The organism is Pseudomonas mosselii, from assembly GCF_019823065.1.
Taxonomy (GTDB): Bacteria; Pseudomonadota; Gammaproteobacteria; order Pseudomonadales; family Pseudomonadaceae; genus Aquipseudomonas; species Aquipseudomonas mosselii.
This window is the reverse complement of sequence record NZ_CP081966.1, coordinates 4,676,877-4,697,268: the sequence shown is the minus strand read 5'-3', so window position 1 is coordinate 4,697,268 and position 20,392 is coordinate 4,676,877. Positions and strand designations below refer to the sequence as shown.

Below are 20,392 nucleotides of genomic sequence, written 5' to 3'. Positions count from 1 at the left end.
CCGTGACCTTCTCGCCGCTGTACGCGCTTGGGTTACCCCGATGCGCATGATCGGCATGCCATCAATGGAATACCGGCGTCAACGGTTCAGCCGCCGAGCATCGAAGGCATCGCGTGCCTGGTAGGCGGTGTAGGTGGCCTGAGCTGCCACCAGGCCGGCCAGGCCAAAGGTGCGTTCGAGGCCGAACCGGCTGAAACCACTCGGGATCGGCAGGCGACGGGCGATGGCGTCCGCCAGGACTTCGCCGGCGACCGTGGTCGGTGCCATGCCGTGGCCGCCGAAGCCGACGGCGTGCCAGATGCCGTTAGCGTCCTGGCCGATCTGCGCCATCTGGTGGCGTCCGTAGCTCATCAGGCCGCCCCAGGCGTATTCCAGCGCCACGTCCTCGAGTTGCGGATAGACGCTCACCAGGTCGGCCTTGAGCAGCTTGGCGATGGCCTGTGGCGCGCGATCGAGGATGGATATGCGTCCGCCCCAGAGGATTCGGGTGTCTTTCAGTGGGCGGTAGTAATCGAAGGCGAAGCGTGTGTCGTAGATGGCCGACTGGCAGTCGATGGCGTCCGGCAAGCGCGCGCCCAATGGCGGGGTGGTTACCACGTAGGTGGCGATCGGCAGCACGGCGCGTTCGATCGGGGCGTAGATGCCACGGGCATAGCCCCCTGCGCTGAACACCACTTCCTCGGCATGGACTTCGCCCTGGCCGGTGCGCACGATGTAGCCGCCTGCCTTTTTCTCGATGCCGGTCACCGGCGACTGCTCGTAGATCGTCACCCCGGCCTGGGCGGTAGCCTGGGCGATGCCGCAGACGTACTTGAGCGGGTGGAAGTGGAATGCGTTGCGCTCCAGCAATCCGCCGTAATAGCGCTCGGTCCTGAGCTGTTCCTTCAGTTCGCCGGGGGCGATGTATTGCCAGTCGACGCCATAGGCCTGCTTCATCAGCTGGCGTGGTTTCTCAAGGCGCAACGGGTCGTTGAACCAGTTGGCGAGGATCACGCCCTGGTCGACCAGGTCGCAGTCGATGGTGTAGCGGCGGGTGCGTTCGCGGATCAGGTCGACGGCGTCGAGTGTCAGTCGATACAGCTTGCGTGCCTCGTTGGCGCCCAGCGCCGATAGCAGGTCGGCGTTGCCAAGGCTGTAGCCGCCGAAGACGAAGCCGCCGTTGCGTCCCGATGCACCATGGCCGATGCGTTGCGACTCGAGGATCGTCACATCGCTCACCCCGCGCTCGGCAAGCCCTATCGCGGTCGACAGGCCGGCCAGGCCGCCACCGAGTATGCACACGCGGGTATCGGTGCGCCCACTCTGGGCAGGGTAGAGGGTTCTGCTGGCGGTGGCTTCGTAGTAAGAGTCGAAGGTGCTGTTCATCAGGGTCCCGGAGCAGTGATGGGCGGACCGGGGCGGGTCCGCCAATGGAGTTTTCAGGCGGGCTGCTGACTGGCCGCGACCGCGTTGCCGGAAGGGTCTGCTTTGCTACGTTCGGCCTTGCGCATCTCGATGCTGGAGAAGTCCATTTCCCTGTAGCGCACCACCCTGGAGCCTGTGACCAGCTTGTGGCCGAACCAGACCACCACGAACAGCACCAAGCCGACATAGGTGGCGAAGGCACCGATCCAGTCGATCTGCCCGCCGATGAACGCCTGGTAGTTCTGCCCGAGCATCACCACCATGCACAGGCCGAAGGCGAACAGCGGACCGAACGGGAAGTACTTCGAGACATACGGCAGTTTCGCCAGGTCGTGGCCATGGAACAGGTAGCCGCGGCGGAAACGATAGTGGCTGATCGCGATGCCCAGCCAGGCGATGAAGCCGAGCATGCCGGAGGTGTTGAGCAGCCACAGGTAGAGCTTGCCAGGGCTGAACAGGAAGCTCAGCAGGCACAGGCCGGCGACTGCGGCGGTGGCCAGCAGCGCCCAGACCGGCGTGCCGCTGCGGGTCACCCGGGCGAAGATGGCCGGCGCCTTGCGCTCCAGCGCCAGGCTGTAGAGCATGCGTGAGGAGGCATACATGCCCGAGTTGCCGGCGGACAGCACCGAGGTCAGGATCACTGCGTTCATCACGGCGGCGGCGGCGAGCATGTCGGCCTTGGCGAAGATCAGGGTGAACGGGCTGATGGTGACGTCCGACAGGCCGTCCTTGAGCAGCCGTGGGTCGGTGTAGGGGATCAGCAGGCCGATCACGACGATGGTGAGCACGTAGAACAGCAGGATGCGCCAGAAGATCTGACGCACGGCCTTGGGAATATTGCGCCCCGGATTTTCCGTTTCGCCGGCGGCGATGCCTACGAATTCGGTGCCCTGGAACGAGAAGCCGACGATCATCGCCACGCCGATCAGCGCCGGCAGGCCGCCGGCAACGGGCGCGTCGCCGATCTGCCAGAGGTGGGCGCCGCCGTCCTGGCCGCCTTCGAGGATGCCCAGCAGCATCAGCACGCCCACGGCGATGAAGATGAGGATGGTGATGACCTTGATCAGGGCGAACCAGAACTCCGCCTCGCCGAAAAAGCGCACCGAGGCGACGTTGAGGGCAAACAGCAGCACCAGGAAGGCCGCGCTCCAGATCACCCCGGGGGTGTCCGGGAACCAGTAGAGCATGATGATCTGCACGGCCACCAGGTCCACGGCGATGGTCACGGCCCAGGAGTACCAGTAGTTCCAGCCCAGGGCGAAACCGAAGCTTTCTTCCACGTAGCGCGAGGCATAGGTGGAGAACGAGCCGCTGACCGGCATGCACGCGGCCATTTCACCGAGGCTGGTCATCAGGAAGTAGACCATCAGGCCGATTACCGCGAAGGCCAGCAGCGCGCCGCCGGGGCCTGACTGGGCGATGGTGGCACCGGAGGAGACGAACAGGCCGGTGCCGATGGAGCCGCCGATGGCGATCATGTTCAGGTGGCGGCTGGTGAGGGTGCGTTTGAGGTGTCCGGAAGGCGGGGTTGCGGCAGTCAAGTTTGCATTGTTGTTCGAATGGGTCATGGGCAACCTATTGGATCTGCATTCGGGTGAGTTGTTGTTTTTGTTGTGATCTGACCACTTCCAGTTGCAGGTGACGGGCGCGGGCTGGGCGCCGGTCGGCTGACGGCTTCTCCAATGCCGTGGCAGTTGCGATTGCTTTGATTGAAATCAGTATTGGCGTTGAAAGGCGTTCTCAACAAACGACAATTAGTTGCTACATCATTCCCTTTTGGAATGTTTAATTTCGTCGTTTTGATCCTATGCGAAAGGTGATGTTTGTCCGTATTCATCTGAGTTTCCCATGATTACTGAGGCGAGAGTCCGTCATTCTGGAGCGCGATATTGTCATTTTGTAATTATCAGGAAATGTACGAAACAATATGGCGGAAAATTATTCATCATCGATGCAACAAAAAACCGATACCTGGGGGACCAGATATCGGTTTTCGAAAGGTATCCCTTCAAGTGAAGGGGTGGGGATGAATGGGAGGCCGTGCCCGAGTCGTCAGCCTTCGTCAGGGCGAACCGTGTCGCTGCTGGCGGTCCGCTGCTCCTGTTTCGTTCGGGCGCCGGGCAGTTTGTCGAATTCGTGCAGCCCGTTTTTCGCATACGGGTCGCCGATCCAGCGTGGGCTGGCGGTGAACGCTTCGTTGACCAGGCTCTTGGCCGGCTCGTAGCGGTCGTAGCTCAGGCCAGCCAGGTCGGACAGGGTGTGGATCAAGTGTGCGCTGCTGTAAGGGCGGTTGGCCATCGACTGCAGGTCGCGCGGGTGCGCCGCCTGCCAGCTGGGCGAGGTCCAGAGCAGGAAGGGGATGGTGTACATCGGCCGGGTTGGGTCGGCTTCGTTGCGGCCAAGGCGATCATGATTGCCTGAGCTGTAGACATCCTCGCCATGGTCGGAGAGGTACAGCAGGAAGCCGTTCGGTGTGCTGGCCGAATAGCGCTTGATCAGGTCGGACACGACGAAGTCGTTGTAGCGTACGGCGTTGTCATAGAAGTTGTAGGTCTGTAGCTGGTCGGGGGACAGCGCCGCCGGCGCGCCGGTGTGGTCCTTGAAGTGGTCGAAGCCGGCCGGATAGCGGTAGCGGTAATCCATGTGCGTGCCGAGCAGGTGGACGATGATCAGCTTCTTGCCGGCCGGGTCCTGCAGGGCCTTTTCGAAAGGCGCCAGGACCACGCTGTCGTATTGGCTGGCGTTCTGGTTGCGCTGGTTGTTCAGGTAGACCGGCATGTCCGTCTGCTGGGAGAAGGTGGTGAGCATGGTGTTGCGCTTGGTCATCGTCTGCTGGTTGGTGATCCAGAAGGTCTTGTAGCCGGCCTGTTTCATCAAATTGATCAGCGACGGGTCGGTGAGGAAGCGATCAGGATGCTGTTCGTCGCCGAACGTCAGGATTTGCTGCATCACTTCGATGGTGTACGGGCGTGGCGAAACGACGTTGCGGAACACGGTGAGGCCCTTGTCGCTGGCGGCCAGGGCGTCGAGGTTCGGTGTGGTGTCGCGGTTGTAGCCGTACAGGTGCATGTGCTCGCGAGTGGTGGACTCACCCAGTACCAGCACCAGGGTGCGTGGCGCGTCGCCGCTGGCATCCTTGAGGTTCTGCAGTGGCGGCAGGGCGGCGTTCTGCTCCAGCAGGGCCTGCATGTTGTCCAGTTGCTGGCGGTATTGCCGGTAGCCGACCACCAGTTGCCAAGGTACCGCGGCCGCCATGCGCTGTTCGACCTTTTCCCGGGCGTCGGCGAAGCTGCGTTGTTGGGAGACCATCTGCTTGTAGAACGGGTAACCCAGGGTTGCTGTCAGTAACACGGCGACCACCGGCAGGCGGCTGTAAAGCGGCAGGGTGACCGGGCGGATGCGCCGCCACAGCAGCACGGCGATCGCGCTGTAGAGCAGCAGCCCCAGGCATAGCCAGACGCTGAAGTATTGGCTGAAGTATTCCCCGGCCTCGGCGGTGTTGGACTCGAACATCACGAAGATGACGCTTTGCGAGAACTCCTGGCGGTAGATGGCGAAATAGCTCAGGCCGACCAGCGAGCTGGCCCACAATACCAGCCCGATCAGGGCGGCAAGGGGGCGGGTCAGGCGAGGTAGCAGCAGAACCGGTGCCAGCCACAGGCTGCTGAGGAACAGGGCGTCACGGAAGCCGGCGAAGCCGGTGGTGCCGCTGAACAACAGCAGAGCCTGGGTGATGCCGGAGAAGTACCAAAAGAACAGCAGGAGCCAGCCGAGGCCGGGCCAGTCGATGGATTTTCTAGCGGGGGGAGTTGTACGGGACACGTGTGCCTCAGAGCGCGGTTGCCTGCCGGATCGGTTGGCAGGCGACGCTAAAGGGGACCGTGTGAAAAGATCGTCAACAATTCATGAAAGTCCTGGAGAGACCGACGAGTGAGATACGAGTAACTTGCTCTTGTTGTTCGCTCTTGTTGTTCGCTCTTGTTGTTCGCTCTTGTTGTTGCTGTTTGCTGTTTGCTGTTTGCTGTTTGCTGTTTGCTGTTTGCTGTTTGCTGTTTGCTGTTTGCTGTTTGCTGTTTGCTGTTTGCTGTTTGCTGTTTGCTGTTTGCTGTTTGCTGTTTGCTGTTTGCTGTTTGCTGTTTGCTGTTTGCTGTTTGCTGTTTGCTGTTTGCTGTTTGCTGTTTGCTGTTTGCTGTTTGCTGTTTGCTGTTTGCTGTTTGCTGTTTGCTGTTTGCTGTTTGCTGTTTGCTGTTTGCTGTTTGCTGTTTGCTGTTTGCTGTTTGCTTTTAAGCGCGCGGTAGATCAGGCAACACCAATTGCGACTTCAGGAGGCCGAGTGGAGTTCTTGCGTAGGGAGGTGACGGGCATGGATGCCCGTCAAGCGCTGCGCCCCAGGATGGGGCGTTCAGCGCGGTCCTCCCGGGAGCAAGAACGGAGCGAGGGGACCCCGGAGCGAAGCGTAGGGGCCGGATGAATGGAGCGAGGATTTTTTGGTTCCTTTTTGATCCTTCAAAAAGGGACCCGCCGTAAGGGCGGAAAGGTGACTTTGCGTCACCATCGTAAATGAATGCGCGTATAACTTTTAAAACAAACTATTTAAAAGTCAAAGTCAAAGTCAAAGTCAAAGTCAAAGTCAAAGTCAAAGTCAAAGTCAAAGTCAAAGTCAAAGTCAAAGTCAAAGTCAAAGACGGTCGGTGTCGGTATTTATTGTTGTAAGCGCATTCATTTGCGATGGTGACGCAGAGTCACCTTTTCGCCCTTACGGCGAGTCACTTTTTGTCAAACGCGACAAAAAGTAACCAAAAAACGCTGCGCTCCGTTCATCCGGCCCCTACGCTTCGCTCCGGGGTTCCCTCACTCCGGCCTTGCTCCCGGGAGGACCGCGCTGCAGGGCCCATCCTGGGCCCCAGCGCTTGACGGGCATCCATGCCCGTCACCTCCCTGCGCAAGACCTGCGTTCGGCCTCCTGAAGTCGCGAAGGTACGGGCGGCGCCTGGGCTGACGCAGCTGTCGCTAGTGGGGAAGGGGTTAACCTTGCGATCAAGATCAAGATCAAACAACGGCTATACCCGGAACTGCTCCATCAACACCTGCTGCTGGTTGGCCAGACGGTTCAGCGCCTGGCTGATCCGCGCCGACTCGTCGGCCTGTCCGGCCAGCGACTCGGTCACATCACGTATCACCGCCACGTTGCGGTTGACCTCCTCGGCCACGGCGCTCTGTTCCTCGGCCGCCGAGGCGATCTGCAGGTTCATGTCGGTGATCACCGCCACCGCCTCGCCGATCCGCTGCAGCGCCGGCAGCGTCTGTTCCATCTGCGCGGCGCTGTCCTGGGCCTGACGCTGGCCGGCGTGCATCGCGCCCACCACGTCCTGGGTGCCTTGCTGCAGCCCCTCGATCACCTGGCGGATCTCCTCCACCGAGACCTGCGTACGCTGAGCCAGGTTGCGCACTTCGTCGGCGACCACCGCGAAACCACGCCCTGCCTCTCCGGCGCGGGCGGCCTCGATGGCGGCGTTGAGCGCCAGCAGGTTGGTCTGCTCGGCGATGGCGCGAATCACCTCCAGTACCGAGCCGATCTGCTCGCCGCGGCTTTCCAGGGCACGCGCCTCTTCCATGGCCGCGTCCATGCCGCCGGCCAGTGCGCCAATCGCTTCACGGGTGGCGGACACCCGCGCCAGGCCGTCGCGGGTCGCCTGATCGGCGCCGCGCGCCGCTTGCGCTGCCTGGGCGGCATTGTGGGCGACGTCGTGGGCAGTGGCGCTCATCTCATTGGCGGCGGTGGCCACCTGCTCGATCTCGCGGTGCTGTTGCTGCATGCCGTCACTGGTCTGGCTGGCGATCAGCGCCGACTGGTCGGCCGTACCACGGGCCTCCTGCAGGGAACCCTTGAGCTGGGCGATCACCGGCTGGAGCTTGTCGAGGAAACGGTTGAACCAGCCGGTCAGCTGGCCCAGTTCGTCGTCGCGGGCGTAGTCCAGGCGACGGGTCAGGTCGCCTTCGCCGCTGGCGATGTCCTTCAGGCGCGCGGCCACGGCCAGGATCGGCCGGGTCACGCCGCGGGCGGTCAGCCACACCAGCAGCAGCCCCAGCACGGCGGCGCCCAGGCCGATCAGCAGGCTGACCAGGTTGGCGCTCTGGTTCTGGCTGTCCAGGCGCAGATTGAGGGCGACGGCGGGGGCCTGCAGCACTTGTTCAGGCAGCTCGAGCAGGACCTGCCATGGCGCCGCGCCGGGGATCGGGGTGAAAGGCCGGGAAATGCGCATGGTGTCGCCGTCCAGGCGCTCGACCGCCTGGCCGGCGCGCAGCGGGCCGAGCAGCGCGGTGGCGCTGGCGCCGAAGGCCTGCTGCAAGGTCTTGCTCAGTTGGCGGGCGTCCTGGCTGTGGCCGGCGAGCAGGCCCGAAGGGCTGACAATACTGACCTGGCCCTGTCCATCGAACAGCTCCTGGCGGCCGGCCAGGCTCAGTTGCTGCAGGTTGTCCAGGCCGATGTCCAGGCCGACCACGCCCACCACCTTGCCGTTTTCCAACAGCGGCAGGGCGATGCTGGTCATCAGCACCTGGTGGCCGTTGACCTCGTCGAAGTACGGGTCGAGCACGCAGGCCTTGGCGGTCTCCAGCGGGCAGGTCAGCCAGCGGTTGTAGGGCGAGCCGTTGGCGCCGATGCTGGTGTCGGCGAGCATCGACTCGGGCATTGCCTCCACCTCGAGGGTACCGGTGCCGGGCTGCGACCAGTACAGGGAGAAGCGGCCGCTGTCGTTGCTGCCGTTGTCGGCCTGGCCGACGAAGCGAGCATCCTGATGATCCAGGGCGTTGGGCTGGAACACGAGATAAAGGCCGATCAGGTCGGCGTTGCCAGCCAGGGCGGCGCGCGCCTCGCGGCTGAGGTCGGCGCGCAGGTCACTGCCGCCACGGGCCTTGAGCGCCTGCACCAGGCGGGCGAAGCCGTTGCCGTACTGGTAGGCGTCCATGAAGTAGCGCTGTATACGCAGGGCCTGGGTCTCGCCGTGGGCCTGCAGGCGCAGGCGGGCGCTGTGGTCGAGCAGCTCGGTGTTGGCCAGGAACACCTGCTCGGCGCTGCGCCGGGCCTGGGTGAGCGAAGTGGCCACCAGCAGGGCGACGATGGCCAGCAGGCACAGACCGGCGAGCAGGGTGATCTTCCACTGGATGGAGAGACGGCGCAGCAACATGGGCTTTTCCTTCTCGGGCAAACAGGACGCCCGCGGTCAGGCGGGCGTCGGCGGGGTCAGTCGGCGATGCAGTTCGGTGGCGCTACCCTGAAGGCCTTGGTCAGCCAGGCCAGGTAGAGCACGCCAAGCAGGGCCCAGACACCGCCGAACAACAGCGAGTGTTCGTTCAGGTCCAGCCACAGCGAGACAATGATGCAGAAGCCTATCGTCGGCGCCACCAGATACTTGAGGTTGTTCGTCAGGCCCTTGTTCTGGCCCTCGCGGATGTAGCAGTGGTTGATCACCGACAGGTTGACGAAGCTGAACGCCACCAGCGCGCCGAAGTTGATCACCGAGGTGGCGGTGACCAGGTCGAAGAAGATTGCCGACAGCGAGATCAGGCCGACCACGGCGATGTTCAGCACTGGGGTCTTGTAGCGCGGGTGCAGGCGGGCGAACACACCGGCCGGGATCACGTTGTCACGACCCATCACGTACAGCAGGCGCGACACGCTGGTCTGCGAGGCCAGGCCCGAGGCGATGGTGTTGATCACCGTGCAGGCGATGAAGATCGACTGGAACAACTTGCCGCCGACGTACAGGGCGATTTCCGGCAGGGCCGCCTCCTGGTCGTGGAAGCGTGCCATGGTCGGGAAGTAGGCCTGGATGAAGTAGGACACGCCGATGAACACCACGCCGCCGATCAGCGCGGTGAGGAAGATCGCCCGTGGGATGGTCTTGCCCGGGTCGCGAGTCTCTTCCGACAGGCAGGTCACCGCGTCGAAGCCCAGGAACGAGAAGCACAGGATGGTCGCACCGGCGGCGAGGGCGGCGAACTGGGTCTGGTCGTCGGCGAACGGCACCAGGCTCCAGGCGGTGCCCAGCCCCTCGCCGTGGCCCAGTCCACGCCAGCACAGGTAGATGAACACGCCGATGATCGCCACCTGCACGGCGACGAACAGCAGGTTGAAGTGCGCCACCAGGTTGACGCTGCGCATGTTGATCAGGCTGATCAGGGTGACGAACCCGGCCACCCATACCCAGGCCGGTACCTCGGGGAACATTGCCGATAGGTAGAGCTTGGCCAGCAGCGCGTTGACCATGGGCAGCAGCAGGTAGTCCAGCAGCGACGACCAGCCCACCAGGAAGCCCACGTGCGGGTTGATGGCGCGTTGGGTGTAGGTATAGGCCGAGCCCGACTGTGGGAAGCGCCGCACCAGGGTGCCGTAGCTCACGGCGGTGAACAGGATACCGGCCAGGGCCAGGAGGTAGGCGCTGGGTACATGTCCGGCGGTGATGCCGGAGACGATGCCGAAGGTGTCGAACACGGTCATCGGGGTGAGGTAGGCCAGGCCGATGATCACCACATGCCAGAGGCGCAGGGACTTGCGGAACTGGGTGTTGCCGGGGGCGCTGTGGTCAGGCTGCATGCGGGCGCTGCTCCTTGATCGAAACAACGGGCACGGCAGATGACGGGCACGACAAGGTCGAGCGGATGGGCTCCATGTTGTTCACCTTTTATGTTGGAGCTGCGGGGTGCGCGAAATAAACAACGATGGTCGTTTGAGTGTCAAGTTAAACATGACAGAGTGCCAAGCGGATGGGAAGTTAATCGGTTTATTTGGCCGTTATGCAGTGCTTTTGGCCGATTGAGCAGATCGTAAGTCGATTTTGATGTTCGTAAAAATTTACAAGCCTTGTTCCGGTGAACTCCGTGCCCGGCTGTGTGGCGACAGACAAAATGCCTCACGCATTACCGCGTGAGCCGGGTGCCAGTGGTATTCTTGCCATCTCCAGCGCGGCCTCGTTTCCGTGGACCGCTCCAACGATCTCCCTATGGACAGCAATCGGTTCTATTCATGAAGAAATCAGTAGGCATCCTTTCCGGTCTGGCCGTGGCCATCGCCGTCGCAACCACCGCTGGCGCCTGGTACACCGGCAAGCAGCTGCCCGCGGAGCTGGAACGCTCCGTCGCCCGCGGCAACGAAGAGCTGAAGAAAGCCCTGGCCGGCAACGGCGGCAGCATGACCATCGAACTGGTCTCGCTGGACCAGCACTTCTTTACCAGTACCGCGCACTACCGCCTGAAGGCCGAGAACGTCCAGCTCGGCGAAGCCGAGGCATTGAACTTCCAGGTGGGCGTGACCGACCAGATCGAGCACGGCCCGTTCCCCTGGTCGCGGGTCAAGGCCTTCAAGCTGATGCCGGTCATGGCCACCAGCAACAGCGCGCTGGACAAGGATGACTTCACCAGCGGCTGGTTCACCGCCGCCGGCGACAAGTCGCCGGTCACCGCCCAGGTCAGCCTCGGTTACGGCGGCAGCGTCGACAGCGACATTCGCCTGGCGCCGGTCACGCTCAAGGAAGACGGCGGCAATGTCCTGGACTTCTCCGGCCTGCAGCTCAAGCTGCGCGGCGACCGTGAAGGCAAGGCGGTGGAGATCCACAGCAGCGCCGAGCACCTCGAGCTGAACTTCGTCGACGAGCAGCAGGCGCCAGTGAAGATCCTGCTCAACGGTTTCAAGGCCGGTGGCAAGCTCAGCGAGACCGCCCATGACATGGTCTATGTCGGCAACTTCGATCTGGCCCTGGCCGACACCCAGGTGACCTTCGGGCCGAAGCAGGAAGTGCTGGTACTCAAGGGCCTGCAGCAGAACAACCTGTACAACGCCGAGGGCGAGGCCAAGGACAAGCTGGCCGGGCGCCTGGAATACAAGGTCGATGAGATCAGCTACGCCGGTCGCAAGGTGGGCAGCGCGGAAATGGTCCTGACCATGAAATCCATCGACATCCCGGCCATGCAGGCGTTGATGGAGTGGTACCAGACCCAGCTGCCGCAGATGCAGCAGGCCGCCGCCGATGGCGAGGCGCCGTCGCTGGAAATGACCCCCGAGGAGCAGGCCAAGGTTCAGGGTGACCTGCAGAAGCTGCTGGTGGCCAAGCCGCAGGTGGCGGTGGAGAAGCTGGCGTTCAAGACCGCCAATGGCGAGAGCCGCTTCAACCTGGCGATGGACTTTGCCAGCCCGAGCTCGTTCGACCTGCCGCCTGATCAGTTGGGCAAGCAGTTGCTGACGCAACTGAAGGCCAAGCTCAGCGTTTCCAAGCCGATGGTCGCCGACCTGGCCACCTTGCAGGCGCTGCTTGAGGGTGAGACCGATGCCCAGGCCATCGCCCAGCAGTCCAGCCAGGCCGGTGAAATGGTCGGCATGATGGCGCTGCAGAGCGGCATGGCCACGGTGCAGGGCAGCGACGTGGTGTCGAGCCTGCAATACGCCGACGGCATGGTCGACTTCAACGGCAAGAAGATGACTGTCGAAGAGTTCGCCATGCTGATCAGCGGCCACCTGGCCGCGCTCCAGCCGCAGGGCTGATCCCTCAGGCAGACCCGCTCCCGTCGTCTTCGTGGGAGCGGGCTTGCCCCGCGATGGGCCCTCCCCGCAAAAACCCCTTTTGCATCCCTCCGATTGCCTGTAGCCTTCGCGTCCGATAAGAATCCGCGCCCGCAGAGGGGCCGAGACGCTGGCCGTCCGGCACCATTAGCCGATCTGCCAGGGCCGGGTGATACACTCGACTGACGCGCTCAAGCGCCCCGCAGGTCCAGCGATCATGACCCAGATTTCCGAACGCCTGTTGGTCCAGGCCCACCTCGATGCCAAGCAGCCCAACCCGCTGACGCCCGCGCAGGAGGCCGAATACCGTGCGGCCATCGCCTCCGAGCTGAAAAAGCAGAATGCCGTGCTGGTGGCCCACTACTATTGCGACCCGGTGATCCAGGCCCTGGCCGAGGAAACCGGCGGCTGTGTGTCCGACTCGCTGGAGATGGCGCGCTTCGGCAAGAACCACCCGGCCGAGACCGTGGTGGTGGCGGGTGTGCGTTTCATGGGCGAAACCGCGAAGATCCTCACCCCGGAAAAACGCGTGCTGATGCCTACCCTCGAGGCGACCTGCTCCCTCGACCTCGGTTGCCCGGTCGAGGCGTTTTCGGCGTTTTGCGACCAGCATCCCGAGCGTACCGTGGTGGTCTATGCCAACACCTCCGCTGCGGTGAAGGCCCGTGCCGACTGGGTGGTGACCTCCAGTTGCGCGTTGGAGATCGTCGAAAGCCTGATGGACAACGGCGAGACCATCATCTGGGGCCCTGACCAGCACCTGGGCCGCTACATCCAGAAGCAGACCGGTGCCGACATGCTGCTGTGGGACGGTGCCTGCATCGTTCACGAAGAGTTCAAGTCGCGCCAGCTGGCCGACATGAAGGCGCTGTACCCGGACGCGGCGATCCTGGTCCATCCGGAGTCCCCGGAAGCGGTGATCGAGCTGGCCGACGCGGTGGGCTCCACCAGCCAGCTGATCAAGGCGGCGCAGACCCTGCCGAACAAGACCTTCATCGTCGCCACCGACCGCGGCATCTTCTACAAGATGCAACAGCTGTGCCCGGACAAGGAGTTCGTCGAGGCGCCGACCGCCGGCAATGGCGCGGCCTGTCGCAGCTGCGCGCATTGCCCGTGGATGGCGATGAACACCCTGGAGCGCACGTTGGACTGCCTGCGCAAGGGCAGCAACGAGATCTTCGTCGAGCCTGCGCTGATTCCCAAGGCGATCAAGCCGCTGAACCGCATGCTCGATTTCACCCAGGCGGCGCGGTTGAAGTTGTCGGGCAACGCCTGAAGCAAGGTGAGCATCATCCTGTGGGAGCGGCCTTGTGTCGCGAAAGGGCCGCACAGCGGCCACAAGATGTTCAGGTTCACGCAGGAAACACGGGCCGCTTCGCGGCCCTTTCGCGACACAAGACCGCTCCTACAGCGTGATCAGTGCCAGGCCTAGCGCCCCATCATCTCCTTGACCATTCGCTGCTGCTCCATGATCTCGCGCTGGCGCTGGTCGATCTGCGAGGCCAGCGGGAAGTTGCTGCCCGAGCGGCGCTTGGCGTAGTCGAGCTGCTGGATCGCCTGGTCGAAATCGCCGACCAGGGTGAAGTACTCGGCGCGGGCACGGTGCAGGCCGATGGTGTTGCCCGACAACCCGCGCACTTCGGCAACGTCGTACCACACGTCCGGGTCGTCGGGTCGATTCTTGACCAGGTCGTCCAGCACCTTTTCCGCTTCGGCCGGCTTGTTCTGCTTGATCAGCAGGTCGGCGCGCACCTGTTTCAACGGATAGTTGGCTGGGTACAGCGCCTGCATGCGCTGGGCGCGTTGCTGGGCATCGGCCAGGCGGTTGTTGGTGATGTCCAGGTCGATCTGCGCGAGGTTGTAGGTAATGTCGTTGGGCGCCTTGGCCAGCAGCGGCTTGAGGTTCTCCCGCGCTTCGTTGAGCTGGCCACCCTTGATCTGCGCCAGCGCCAGGCCATAGCGCGCGGCGTCCATCTGTGGATTCTCGTCGAGCTGGGCGCGGAAGCGCTTGGCGGCCAGGCCCGGGGTGCCTTCGTAGGTGAGCTGTACCCGCGCACGGATCAGCTGGTAGCGCAGGCTATCCTCGACGCCACCTTTGGGCGCCTGCTCGGCGCGGTTGCGGGTGTCGGCAATACGTGATTCGGTGACCGGGTGAGTCAGCAGGAACTCCGGCGGCTTGGCATCGTAGCGGTACTGGCGGGCCAGGCGTTCGAACATGCTGGGCATGTTGCGCGGATCGTAGCCGGCCTTCTCCAGGTTGAGGATGCCGATGCGGTCGGCCTCCTGCTCGTTTTGCCGTGAGAAGCGCCGCTGCTCCTGGATCGCGGCGGCCTGGGTGCCAGCGATCACGCCGATGCCGGCATCGCCACCACCACCCGCGGCCAGGACGATACCGGCCAGCAGGGCCGCCATCATCGGCAACTGCATGCGCTGCTGGGCCTCGACGCCGCGGGCGAAGTGGCGTTGCGACAAGTGCGCCAGTTCGTGAGCCAGTACCGAGGCGTACTCACCCTCCGATTGCGCATTGAGGAACAATCCGCCGTTGACGCCGACGATACCGCCCGGGGCAGCGAAGGCGTTGAGCTCCTTGCTGTCGATGAGGATGAACTCCAGGCGCCTGTCCTGCAGCTGGCTGGTCTCGGCCAGCTTGTACACGGTGGTCTCGACGTAGTCCTTGAGCTGCGGGTCGTTCAGCTGGTTGACCTGGCCGCGCAACAGGCTCAGCCAGGCGCGGCCGAGCTGGTGTTCCTGTTGCGGCGAGACGATCGCGGAGCTGGCGTCGCCCAGTGACGGCAGGTCGTCGGCGTGGCCGGGAAGGGCCATCAGGCAGGCCAGCGTCAACAGGGTGGGGCGCAGTAGATTCATGCAGAAGCTCGCGTCGGTCAAAAGCCTTACTGTAGCCGGGTCGCGCGATGCCGACCAGTGGCGGTATCCTACCGGACCTTTCTGTCCATACCCCGGAGACGCGCCCGATGAGTGATACCCCGACCAGCGACGCCGAGCTTGACGCCAGCGGGCTGAACTGCCCGTTGCCGCTGCTCAAGGCCAAGATGGAACTCAATCGCCTGGCCAGTGGCGCGGTGCTCAAGGTGATCGCCACCGACGGCGGCTCCCAGCGCGACTTCCGCACTTTCGCCCAACTGGCCGGCCATACGCTGCTGCATGAAACGGCCGAGGCCGGCGTTTACACCTACTGGCTGCGCAAGGCCTGAGTCTTTTCCAAGGATCGTCAATGTTCAAAGTGCTTCGCGACTGGATGCAGCGCTACTTCTCCGACGAGGAGGCTGTGGTGCTGGCGGTCCTGCTGTTCCTGGCCTTCACCGTGGTGCTGACCCTGGGCGGCATGCTCGCGCCGGTGCTGGCGGGCATGGTCCTGGCGTTTCTCATGCAGGGCCTGGTCAATGCCCTGGAGCGCTTGAAGGTGCCGTCCAGGCTGGCGGTCTGGCTGGTGTTCGCCCTGTTCATGGGTGCGCTGGCAGTGTTCATGCTGGTGCTGGTGCCGCTGCTCTGGCATCAGCTGATCACCTTGTTCAACGAGTTGCCGGGGATGCTCGGCAAGTGGCAGTCGTTGTTGCTGCTGTTGCCCGAGCGCTATCCGCACCTGGTGTCGGATGAGCAGGTGCTGCGTGCCATCGAATCGGTGCGCGGCGAGATCGGCAAGTTCGGCCAGTGGGCGCTGACCTTCTCGCTGTCGAGCCTGCCGTTGCTAGTCAATGCGATGATCTACCTGGTGCTGGTGCCGATCCTGGTGTTCTTCTTCCTCAAGGACCGCGAGCTGATCGGGCGCTGGGTCAGCGGCTACCTGCCGCGCGAGCGTACGCTGCTAAACCGGGTGGGCGACGAGATGAACCGGCAGATCGCCAACTACATTCGCGGCAAGGGCATCGAGATCCTGATCTGCGGGATTGCCACCTATATCGCCTTCATCAGCCTTGGCCTCAACTATGCCGCCTTGCTGGCGCTGCTGGTGGGCCTGTCGGTGGTGGTGCCGTATGTCGGCGCGGTGGTGGTAACGGTGCCGGTGACGCTGATCGCGCTGTTCCAGTGGGGTTGGGGCGATCAGTTCATCTACCTGATGGCGGTGTACGCGATCATCCAGGCACTCGATGGCAACGTGCTGGTGCCGCTGCTGTTCTCCGAGGCAGTGAGCCTGCACCCGGTGGCGATCATCTGCGCGGTGCTGCTGTTCGGCGGGCTGTGGGGGTTCTGGGGGATCTTCTTCGCGATCCCGCTGGCGACGCTGTTCAAGGCGGTGCTGGATGCCTGGCCGCGGCAGGACAGGTCTGTGGCGCCGATGCTGTAGGTCTGGGGCTGCTTTGCAGCCCCAACGATCTCAAGCCTTGTTGAGGTTCTGCGCCGCCACCAATACGGCATCCACATGCCCCGGCACCTTCACTGCGCGCCATTCCTGGCGCAGCACACCGTCCTTGTCGATCAGGAAGGTGCTGCGGTCCACGCCCAGATACTCCTTGCCGTACAGCTTCTTCAGCTTGATCACGTCGAACAGCTGGCACAGTGCTTCGTCCTTGTCGCTGATCAGCTCGAAGGGAAACGCCTGCTTGGCCTTGAAGTTCTCGTGCGACTTGATGCCATCGCGCGACACGCCGAACACCACGGTGTTGGCCGCCTGGAACGCCGCGTATTGGTCGCGGAAGCCCTGGCCTTCGGTGGTGCAGCCCGGGGTGCTGTCCTTGGGATAGAAGTACAACACCACCTGCTGGCCCTTCAGGTCGGCAAGGCTGACGGTCTGGCCGCTGGTGGCCTGGACCTGGAAATCGGCGACGGGTTGGTCGAGTGCTACGGCCATGGGAGCTTCCTTACATGGGGTTCTGTGGGCGCCACGGTTCGATCAGCGCGTCCAGGTTCAGGGCGTCGGCGAAGTCGAGGAACTGATCGCGCAGCCAGCTGATCTGGGTGCCGGCCGGCAGGATTACGGTGAACTGGGCGTTGAGCATGCTGCTGCCGGTCTGCGGCGCGAGGTAGGTGTCGCAGGTCATCGCTTCGAGCTCGACGCGGTGGTCGAGGAAGAACTGGCACAGCTCGTTGATGATGTCCGGGCGATAGGCGGCGCTGACGTAGGCCACATAAGGCAGGGCCTGCGGGCGTACTTCCTGGTCGGCGCTGCGCACCACGTCCAGGGTCAGGCCGTGCTTCTTGCCCAGGCCCGGCAGGGTGGCTTCGAGGCGGGCCAGGGCATCCCAGCTGCCGCCGACCTGCAGCACCAGGGCGCTGGTCTCGCCGTGGCGCGACAGACGCGAGGTGACTACCGCGCAGCGGTTGTCGAAGGCCGCGCGGCTGAGAACGTTGGCCAGCTCCATGGGGTTGGGGCCCAAGGCGCTGATGACGAGAAATTGTTCGCGAACGGTGGGGGTGGACATGCAGCATTCCTAAAGCGATGAGCGGTCGGTGCAGGACGGGGGCAAGCCTCCTGCATCAGCAGGGCCCGGGCCGGTTTTGGCGGCTGTGGACGCAGGCCGGTAGCACTGTCGACGGCCCGGCGGGCCGTGCTGCACCGATCAAAGGATCAAGGGTAGCGAAAAGCGGCGCGAAGGGGAATGCTCCGCCCGCCTGCTTCGCTTGTGCAAGGCCGATGGCGCCAGTACCATTACCGCTCTCTTTTTCCGGCAGGAGCAGTTACATGATTGCGGGCAGTATGGTGGCATTGGTCACTCCCATGGATGCACAAGGGCGTCTGGACTGGGACAGCCTCGACAAGCTTGTAGACTTCCACCTGGAAAACGGCACCCACGCGATCGTAGCTGTCGGCACCACCGGCGAGTCCGCCACGCTGGATGTCGAAGAGCACATCCTGGTCATCAAGCACGTGGTCGAGCGGGTCAAGCACAGCAACAAGCGGATCCCGGTAATCGCCGGTACCGGTGCCAACTCCACTGCCGAAGCCGTGCACCTGACCAAGAACGCCAAGAATGCCGGCGCCGACGCCTGCCTGCTGGTGGTCCCGTACTACAACAAGCCGACCCAGGAAGGCCTGTACCAGCACTTCAAGCACATCGCCGAAGCCGTCGACATCCCGCAGATCCTCTACAACGTCCCCGGTCGCACCTCCTGCGACATGCAGGCCGACACCGTGATCCGCCTGTCGAAGGTCAAGAACATCATCGGCATCAAGGAAGCCACCGGCGACCTGGTCCGTGCCAAGGCCATCCTGGACGGCGTCGACAAGGACTTCATCGTCCTGTCCGGCGACGATCCGACCGCCGTCGAGCTGATCCTGATGGGCGGCAAGGGCAACATCTCCGTCACCGCCAACGTCGCCCCGCGCGAAATGGCCGATCTGTGCGAGGCCGCCCTTGAGGGCAATGCCGAGAAGGCCCGCGCGATCAACGAAAAACTCATGCCGTTGCACAAAGACCTGTTCTGCGAAGCCAACCCGATTCCGGTGAAATGGGCGCTGGTGGAAATGGGCCTGATGCAGCAGGGCATCCGCCTGCCACTGACCTGGCTGAGCGAAGGCTGTCACGAAAAAGTCCGTACTGCCTTGCGCCAGTCCGGCGTACTGGTTTAATCGAGGAAGTACACCGCATGAAGCGACTGGCTGGTCTTTCCGCTCTCGCCCTGATCATCTCCAGCACCAGCGGGTGCGGCTGGCTGTGGGGCGAGGATGGCTATTTCCGCGACCGTGGCAGCGACTACCTGCAGGCGCAACCGACCGCGCCGATGCAGCTGCCGCCGGACGCCAGCAACGTCAAGCGCCTGGATCCGCTGCTGCCGATCCCGCGCAACGTGGCCGACGATCGCGCCACCGGCGAGTTCGAGGTACCCCGTCCACAGCCGCTGTCGGCCACCGCCGACATCAGCGATTTCAGCCTGCAGCGCAGCGGCAACAGCCGTTGGGTGCTGGCCCAGCGCTCGCCCGCCGAAGTCTGGCCGGTGACCCGCCAGTTCTTCGAGGACAACGGTTTCCGCATCGCTGAAGAGCGCCCGCAGACCGGTGAATTCAACACCACCTGGCAGCGCTTCGACGAGCTGTCGGCCTCCCTCGGCCAGCGCTTGGCCAGTACCTCCAGCAGCCCGGACAGCGAAGTCCGCGTGCGGGTGCGCATGGAGCCCGGCGTGCAGCGCAACACCTCCGAGGTGTATGTGGTCAGCGTCGAGCGTCCGGCCGGCAGCACTGCCGAGCCTGATTTTCCGTCCGCCTCCAGTAACACCGGCACCGACGCGCTGCTGGTCGACGAAATGCTCGCCAGCATGAACCGCAGCGCCGAGAAGGGCGGTTCGGTCTCGCTGCTGGCCGCGCGCGACTTCGATGCCCCGAGCCAGGTCAGCCTGAGCGAGGACGGCAGCGGCAACCCGGTGCTGTTCCTGGGTTCCGACCTGGACCGCGCCTGGTCTGGCGTCGGCCGCGCCCTGGAGCAGGGCGAGTGGCGTGTCGAGGACATCAACCGCAGCCTGGGCCTGTACTACATCAACCTGTCCGAGAAGCCCGACGACAAGCAGAAGGAGCCTGGCTTCTTCAGCCGCCTGTTCGGCAGCGAGCCGAGCAAGGAAGAGCGTGAAGCCCGTGCCGAGCGCTACCAGGTGCGCCTGAGCAAGGTCGGCGAAAACGTCCAGGTGACCGTCGAGAAGAACATCAACACCGTGGCCCCGGCCGATGTCGCCCGCCGCGTGCTGAGCGCGATCCAGGACCACCTGGGCTAAGTGCGCTTCGCGGTTCTAGGAAGCGGTAGCCAGGGAAACGGCACGCTCGTCGCCAGTGGTGATACCTTCATCCTGGTCGATTGCGGCTTTTCCCTTCGCGAGACCGAGCGGCGCCTGGCGCTGCTCGGGGTGGCGGCCACGCAGTTGAGCGCGGTGCTGGTGACCCACGAACATGCCGACCACGTGCATGGGGTGGGGTTGCTCTCGCGCCGCTACAATGTACCGGTCTACCTCAGCCAGGGCACATTGCGCGGCATGCGCAAGCCGGTCGAGGTCTCCGGTTTTCTCGGTTGTGGCGATGTGCTGCAGATCGGCGATCTGCAGGTCAGCGCGGCACGGGTCGAGCATGATGCCTACGAGCCGCTGCAGTACGTGATCAGCGATGGTCGTCGGCGCTTTGGCATGCTCACCGACCTGGGTAGTTACGACGCGCGGCTGTTGGAGCGCTATCAGGGGCTCGATGCCCTGCTGATCGAGGCCAACCACTGCCGCGACCTGCTGGCCCGTGGGCACTACCCGCACTTTCTCAAGCTGCGGGTCGGCGGCAGCCAGGGACATTTGAACAACCACCAGGCCGCGAGCCTGGTGGCCGAGTTGGGCTGGCAGAACCTGCAGCACCTGGTGCTGGCCCACCTCAGCAGCAAGAACAACCTGCCACATCTGGCCCGTCAGTGCTTCGTCGACGCCCTCGGGTGCGACCCGGACTGGCTCCAGGTGGCGAATCAGGATCATGGGCTCGACTGGCGTCAAATCGCCTAGCCCACCCACTCAAGC

15 protein-coding genes and 2 pseudogenes are annotated in these 20,392 nt (G+C 63.7%); 7 read left to right on the top strand and 10 right to left on the bottom strand.

Translation table 11 applies throughout. The features are described 5' to 3' along the window. Positions 1–78: 78 nt before the first annotated feature. From K5H97_RS21705 to K5H97_RS21680, 7 genes and pseudogenes are all read right to left on the bottom strand, one after another. Entirely contained in the window at positions 79–1,365 is a 1,287-nt protein-coding gene (locus tag K5H97_RS21705; RefSeq protein WP_028692984.1) for an NAD(P)/FAD-dependent oxidoreductase, read from the bottom strand. A gap of 53 nt (positions 1,366–1,418) precedes the next feature. Next, complete coding sequence (locus K5H97_RS21700; RefSeq protein WP_051555775.1) at positions 1,419–2,972, bottom strand: amino acid permease; 1,554 nt, start codon at positions 2,970–2,972, stop codon at positions 1,419–1,421. Then, positions 2,969–3,241 carry a hypothetical protein gene (locus tag K5H97_RS21695; protein ID WP_139121060.1) on the bottom strand — a complete coding sequence of 91 codons (273 nt, stop codon included), beginning with the start codon at positions 3,239–3,241 and terminating at the stop codon, positions 2,969–2,971. The genes K5H97_RS21700 and K5H97_RS21695 overlap by 4 nt, the downstream gene beginning before the upstream one ends. A 215-nt stretch (positions 3,242–3,456) precedes the next feature. Continuing rightward, positions 3,457–5,226: a phosphoethanolamine transferase CptA gene (locus K5H97_RS21690; RefSeq protein ID WP_081791657.1), complete on the bottom strand. Its 1,770-nt coding sequence runs from the start codon at positions 5,224–5,226 to the stop codon at positions 3,457–3,459. Positions 5,227–6,464: 1,238 nt separating this feature from the next. Next, positions 6,465–6,974 (bottom strand): annotated as a pseudogene (locus tag K5H97_RS30100) (methyl-accepting chemotaxis protein); the annotation flags it as partial. Positions 6,975–7,322: 348 nt separating this feature from the next. Next, a pseudogene (locus K5H97_RS30095) lies at positions 7,323–8,372 on the bottom strand (PDC sensor domain-containing protein); the annotation flags it as partial. A gap of 275 nt (positions 8,373–8,647) precedes the next feature. Then, the gene (locus K5H97_RS21680) at positions 8,648–10,000 is read right to left on the bottom strand and encodes an APC family permease (protein WP_028692987.1); all 1,353 of its coding nucleotides are present in this window, start codon (positions 9,998–10,000) and stop codon (positions 8,648–8,650) included. Between the two features lie 429 nt (positions 10,001–10,429). Here K5H97_RS21680 and K5H97_RS21675 point away from each other — a divergent pair, with 429 nt between their 5' ends. Beyond that, the gene (locus tag K5H97_RS21675) at positions 10,430–11,941 is read left to right on the top strand and encodes a YdgA family protein (RefSeq protein ID WP_028692988.1); all 1,512 of its coding nucleotides are present in this window, start codon (positions 10,430–10,432) and stop codon (positions 11,939–11,941) included. Positions 11,942–12,176: 235 nt separating this feature from the next. After that, complete coding sequence (gene nadA, locus K5H97_RS21670; protein WP_028692989.1) at positions 12,177–13,235, top strand: quinolinate synthase NadA; 1,059 nt, start codon at positions 12,177–12,179, stop codon at positions 13,233–13,235. 152 nt (positions 13,236–13,387) lie between these two features. Here the strand turns inward: nadA and K5H97_RS21665 are convergent, their stop codons facing one another. Then, positions 13,388–14,824, bottom strand: coding sequence for a M48 family metalloprotease (locus K5H97_RS21665; RefSeq protein ID WP_028692990.1), 1,437 nt, complete (start codon positions 14,822–14,824; stop codon positions 13,388–13,390). Positions 14,825–14,931: 107 nt separating this feature from the next. Between K5H97_RS21665 and K5H97_RS21660 the strand changes: the two genes are divergently transcribed. Continuing rightward, a complete protein-coding gene (locus K5H97_RS21660; RefSeq protein ID WP_028692991.1) occupies positions 14,932–15,171 on the top strand; it encodes a sulfurtransferase TusA family protein in 240 nt (79 codons plus the stop codon). A 20-nt stretch (positions 15,172–15,191) separates the two neighbouring features. Next, entirely contained in the window at positions 15,192–16,262 is a 1,071-nt protein-coding gene (locus K5H97_RS21655; protein WP_028692992.1) for an AI-2E family transporter, read from the top strand. A 30-nt stretch (positions 16,263–16,292) separates the two neighbouring features. Here the strand turns inward: K5H97_RS21655 and K5H97_RS21650 are convergent, their stop codons facing one another. After that, on the bottom strand, positions 16,293–16,766 hold the full coding sequence (locus K5H97_RS21650) for a peroxiredoxin (protein WP_028692993.1): 474 nt from the start codon (positions 16,764–16,766) through the stop codon (positions 16,293–16,295). 10 nt (positions 16,767–16,776) lie between these two features. Further along, positions 16,777–17,337: a glycine cleavage system protein R gene (locus K5H97_RS21645; RefSeq protein ID WP_028692994.1), complete on the bottom strand. Its 561-nt coding sequence runs from the start codon at positions 17,335–17,337 to the stop codon at positions 16,777–16,779. A 260-nt stretch (positions 17,338–17,597) separates the two neighbouring features. Here K5H97_RS21645 and dapA point away from each other — a divergent pair, with 260 nt between their 5' ends. From dapA to K5H97_RS21630, 3 genes are read left to right on the top strand one after another with little or no spacing between them, the layout of a single operon-like run. Beyond that, positions 17,598–18,485, top strand: a complete 888-nt coding sequence (gene dapA / locus K5H97_RS21640; protein ID WP_028692995.1) for a 4-hydroxy-tetrahydrodipicolinate synthase — start codon at positions 17,598–17,600, stop codon at positions 18,483–18,485. Positions 18,486–18,502: 17 nt separating this feature from the next. Continuing rightward, positions 18,503–19,618: an outer membrane protein assembly factor BamC gene (gene bamC, locus K5H97_RS21635; protein ID WP_028692996.1), complete on the top strand. Its 1,116-nt coding sequence runs from the start codon at positions 18,503–18,505 to the stop codon at positions 19,616–19,618. Continuing rightward, complete coding sequence (locus K5H97_RS21630) at positions 19,619–20,377, top strand: MBL fold metallo-hydrolase (protein WP_028692997.1); 759 nt, start codon at positions 19,619–19,621, stop codon at positions 20,375–20,377. The last annotated feature ends 15 nt before the right edge of the window (positions 20,378–20,392 follow it).

Coding starts and splice junctions, on each gene's coding strand:
- K5H97_RS21705 (WP_028692984.1), bottom strand. CDS start 1,365: ATGAACAGCACCTTCGACTCTTACTACGAAGCCACCGCCAGCAGAACC.
- K5H97_RS21700 (WP_051555775.1), bottom strand. CDS start 2,972: ATGACCCATTCGAACAACAATGCAAACTTGACTGCCGCAACCCCGCCT.
- K5H97_RS21695 (WP_139121060.1), bottom strand. CDS start 3,241: ATGAATACGGACAAACATCACCTTTCGCATAGGATCAAAACGACGAAA.
- K5H97_RS21680 (WP_028692987.1), bottom strand. CDS start 10,000: ATGCAGCCTGACCACAGCGCCCCCGGCAACACCCAGTTCCGCAAGTCC.
- K5H97_RS21675 (WP_028692988.1), top strand. CDS start 10,430: ATGAAGAAATCAGTAGGCATCCTTTCCGGTCTGGCCGTGGCCATCGCC.
- nadA (WP_028692989.1), top strand. CDS start 12,177: ATGACCCAGATTTCCGAACGCCTGTTGGTCCAGGCCCACCTCGATGCC.
- K5H97_RS21665 (WP_028692990.1), bottom strand. CDS start 14,824: ATGAATCTACTGCGCCCCACCCTGTTGACGCTGGCCTGCCTGATGGCC.
- K5H97_RS21660 (WP_028692991.1), top strand. CDS start 14,932: ATGAGTGATACCCCGACCAGCGACGCCGAGCTTGACGCCAGCGGGCTG.
- K5H97_RS21655 (WP_028692992.1), top strand. CDS start 15,192: ATGTTCAAAGTGCTTCGCGACTGGATGCAGCGCTACTTCTCCGACGAG.
- K5H97_RS21650 (WP_028692993.1), bottom strand. CDS start 16,766: ATGGCCGTAGCACTCGACCAACCCGTCGCCGATTTCCAGGTCCAGGCC.
- K5H97_RS21645 (WP_028692994.1), bottom strand. CDS start 17,337: ATGTCCACCCCCACCGTTCGCGAACAATTTCTCGTCATCAGCGCCTTG.
- dapA (WP_028692995.1), top strand. CDS start 17,598: ATGATTGCGGGCAGTATGGTGGCATTGGTCACTCCCATGGATGCACAA.
- bamC (WP_028692996.1), top strand. CDS start 18,503: ATGAAGCGACTGGCTGGTCTTTCCGCTCTCGCCCTGATCATCTCCAGC.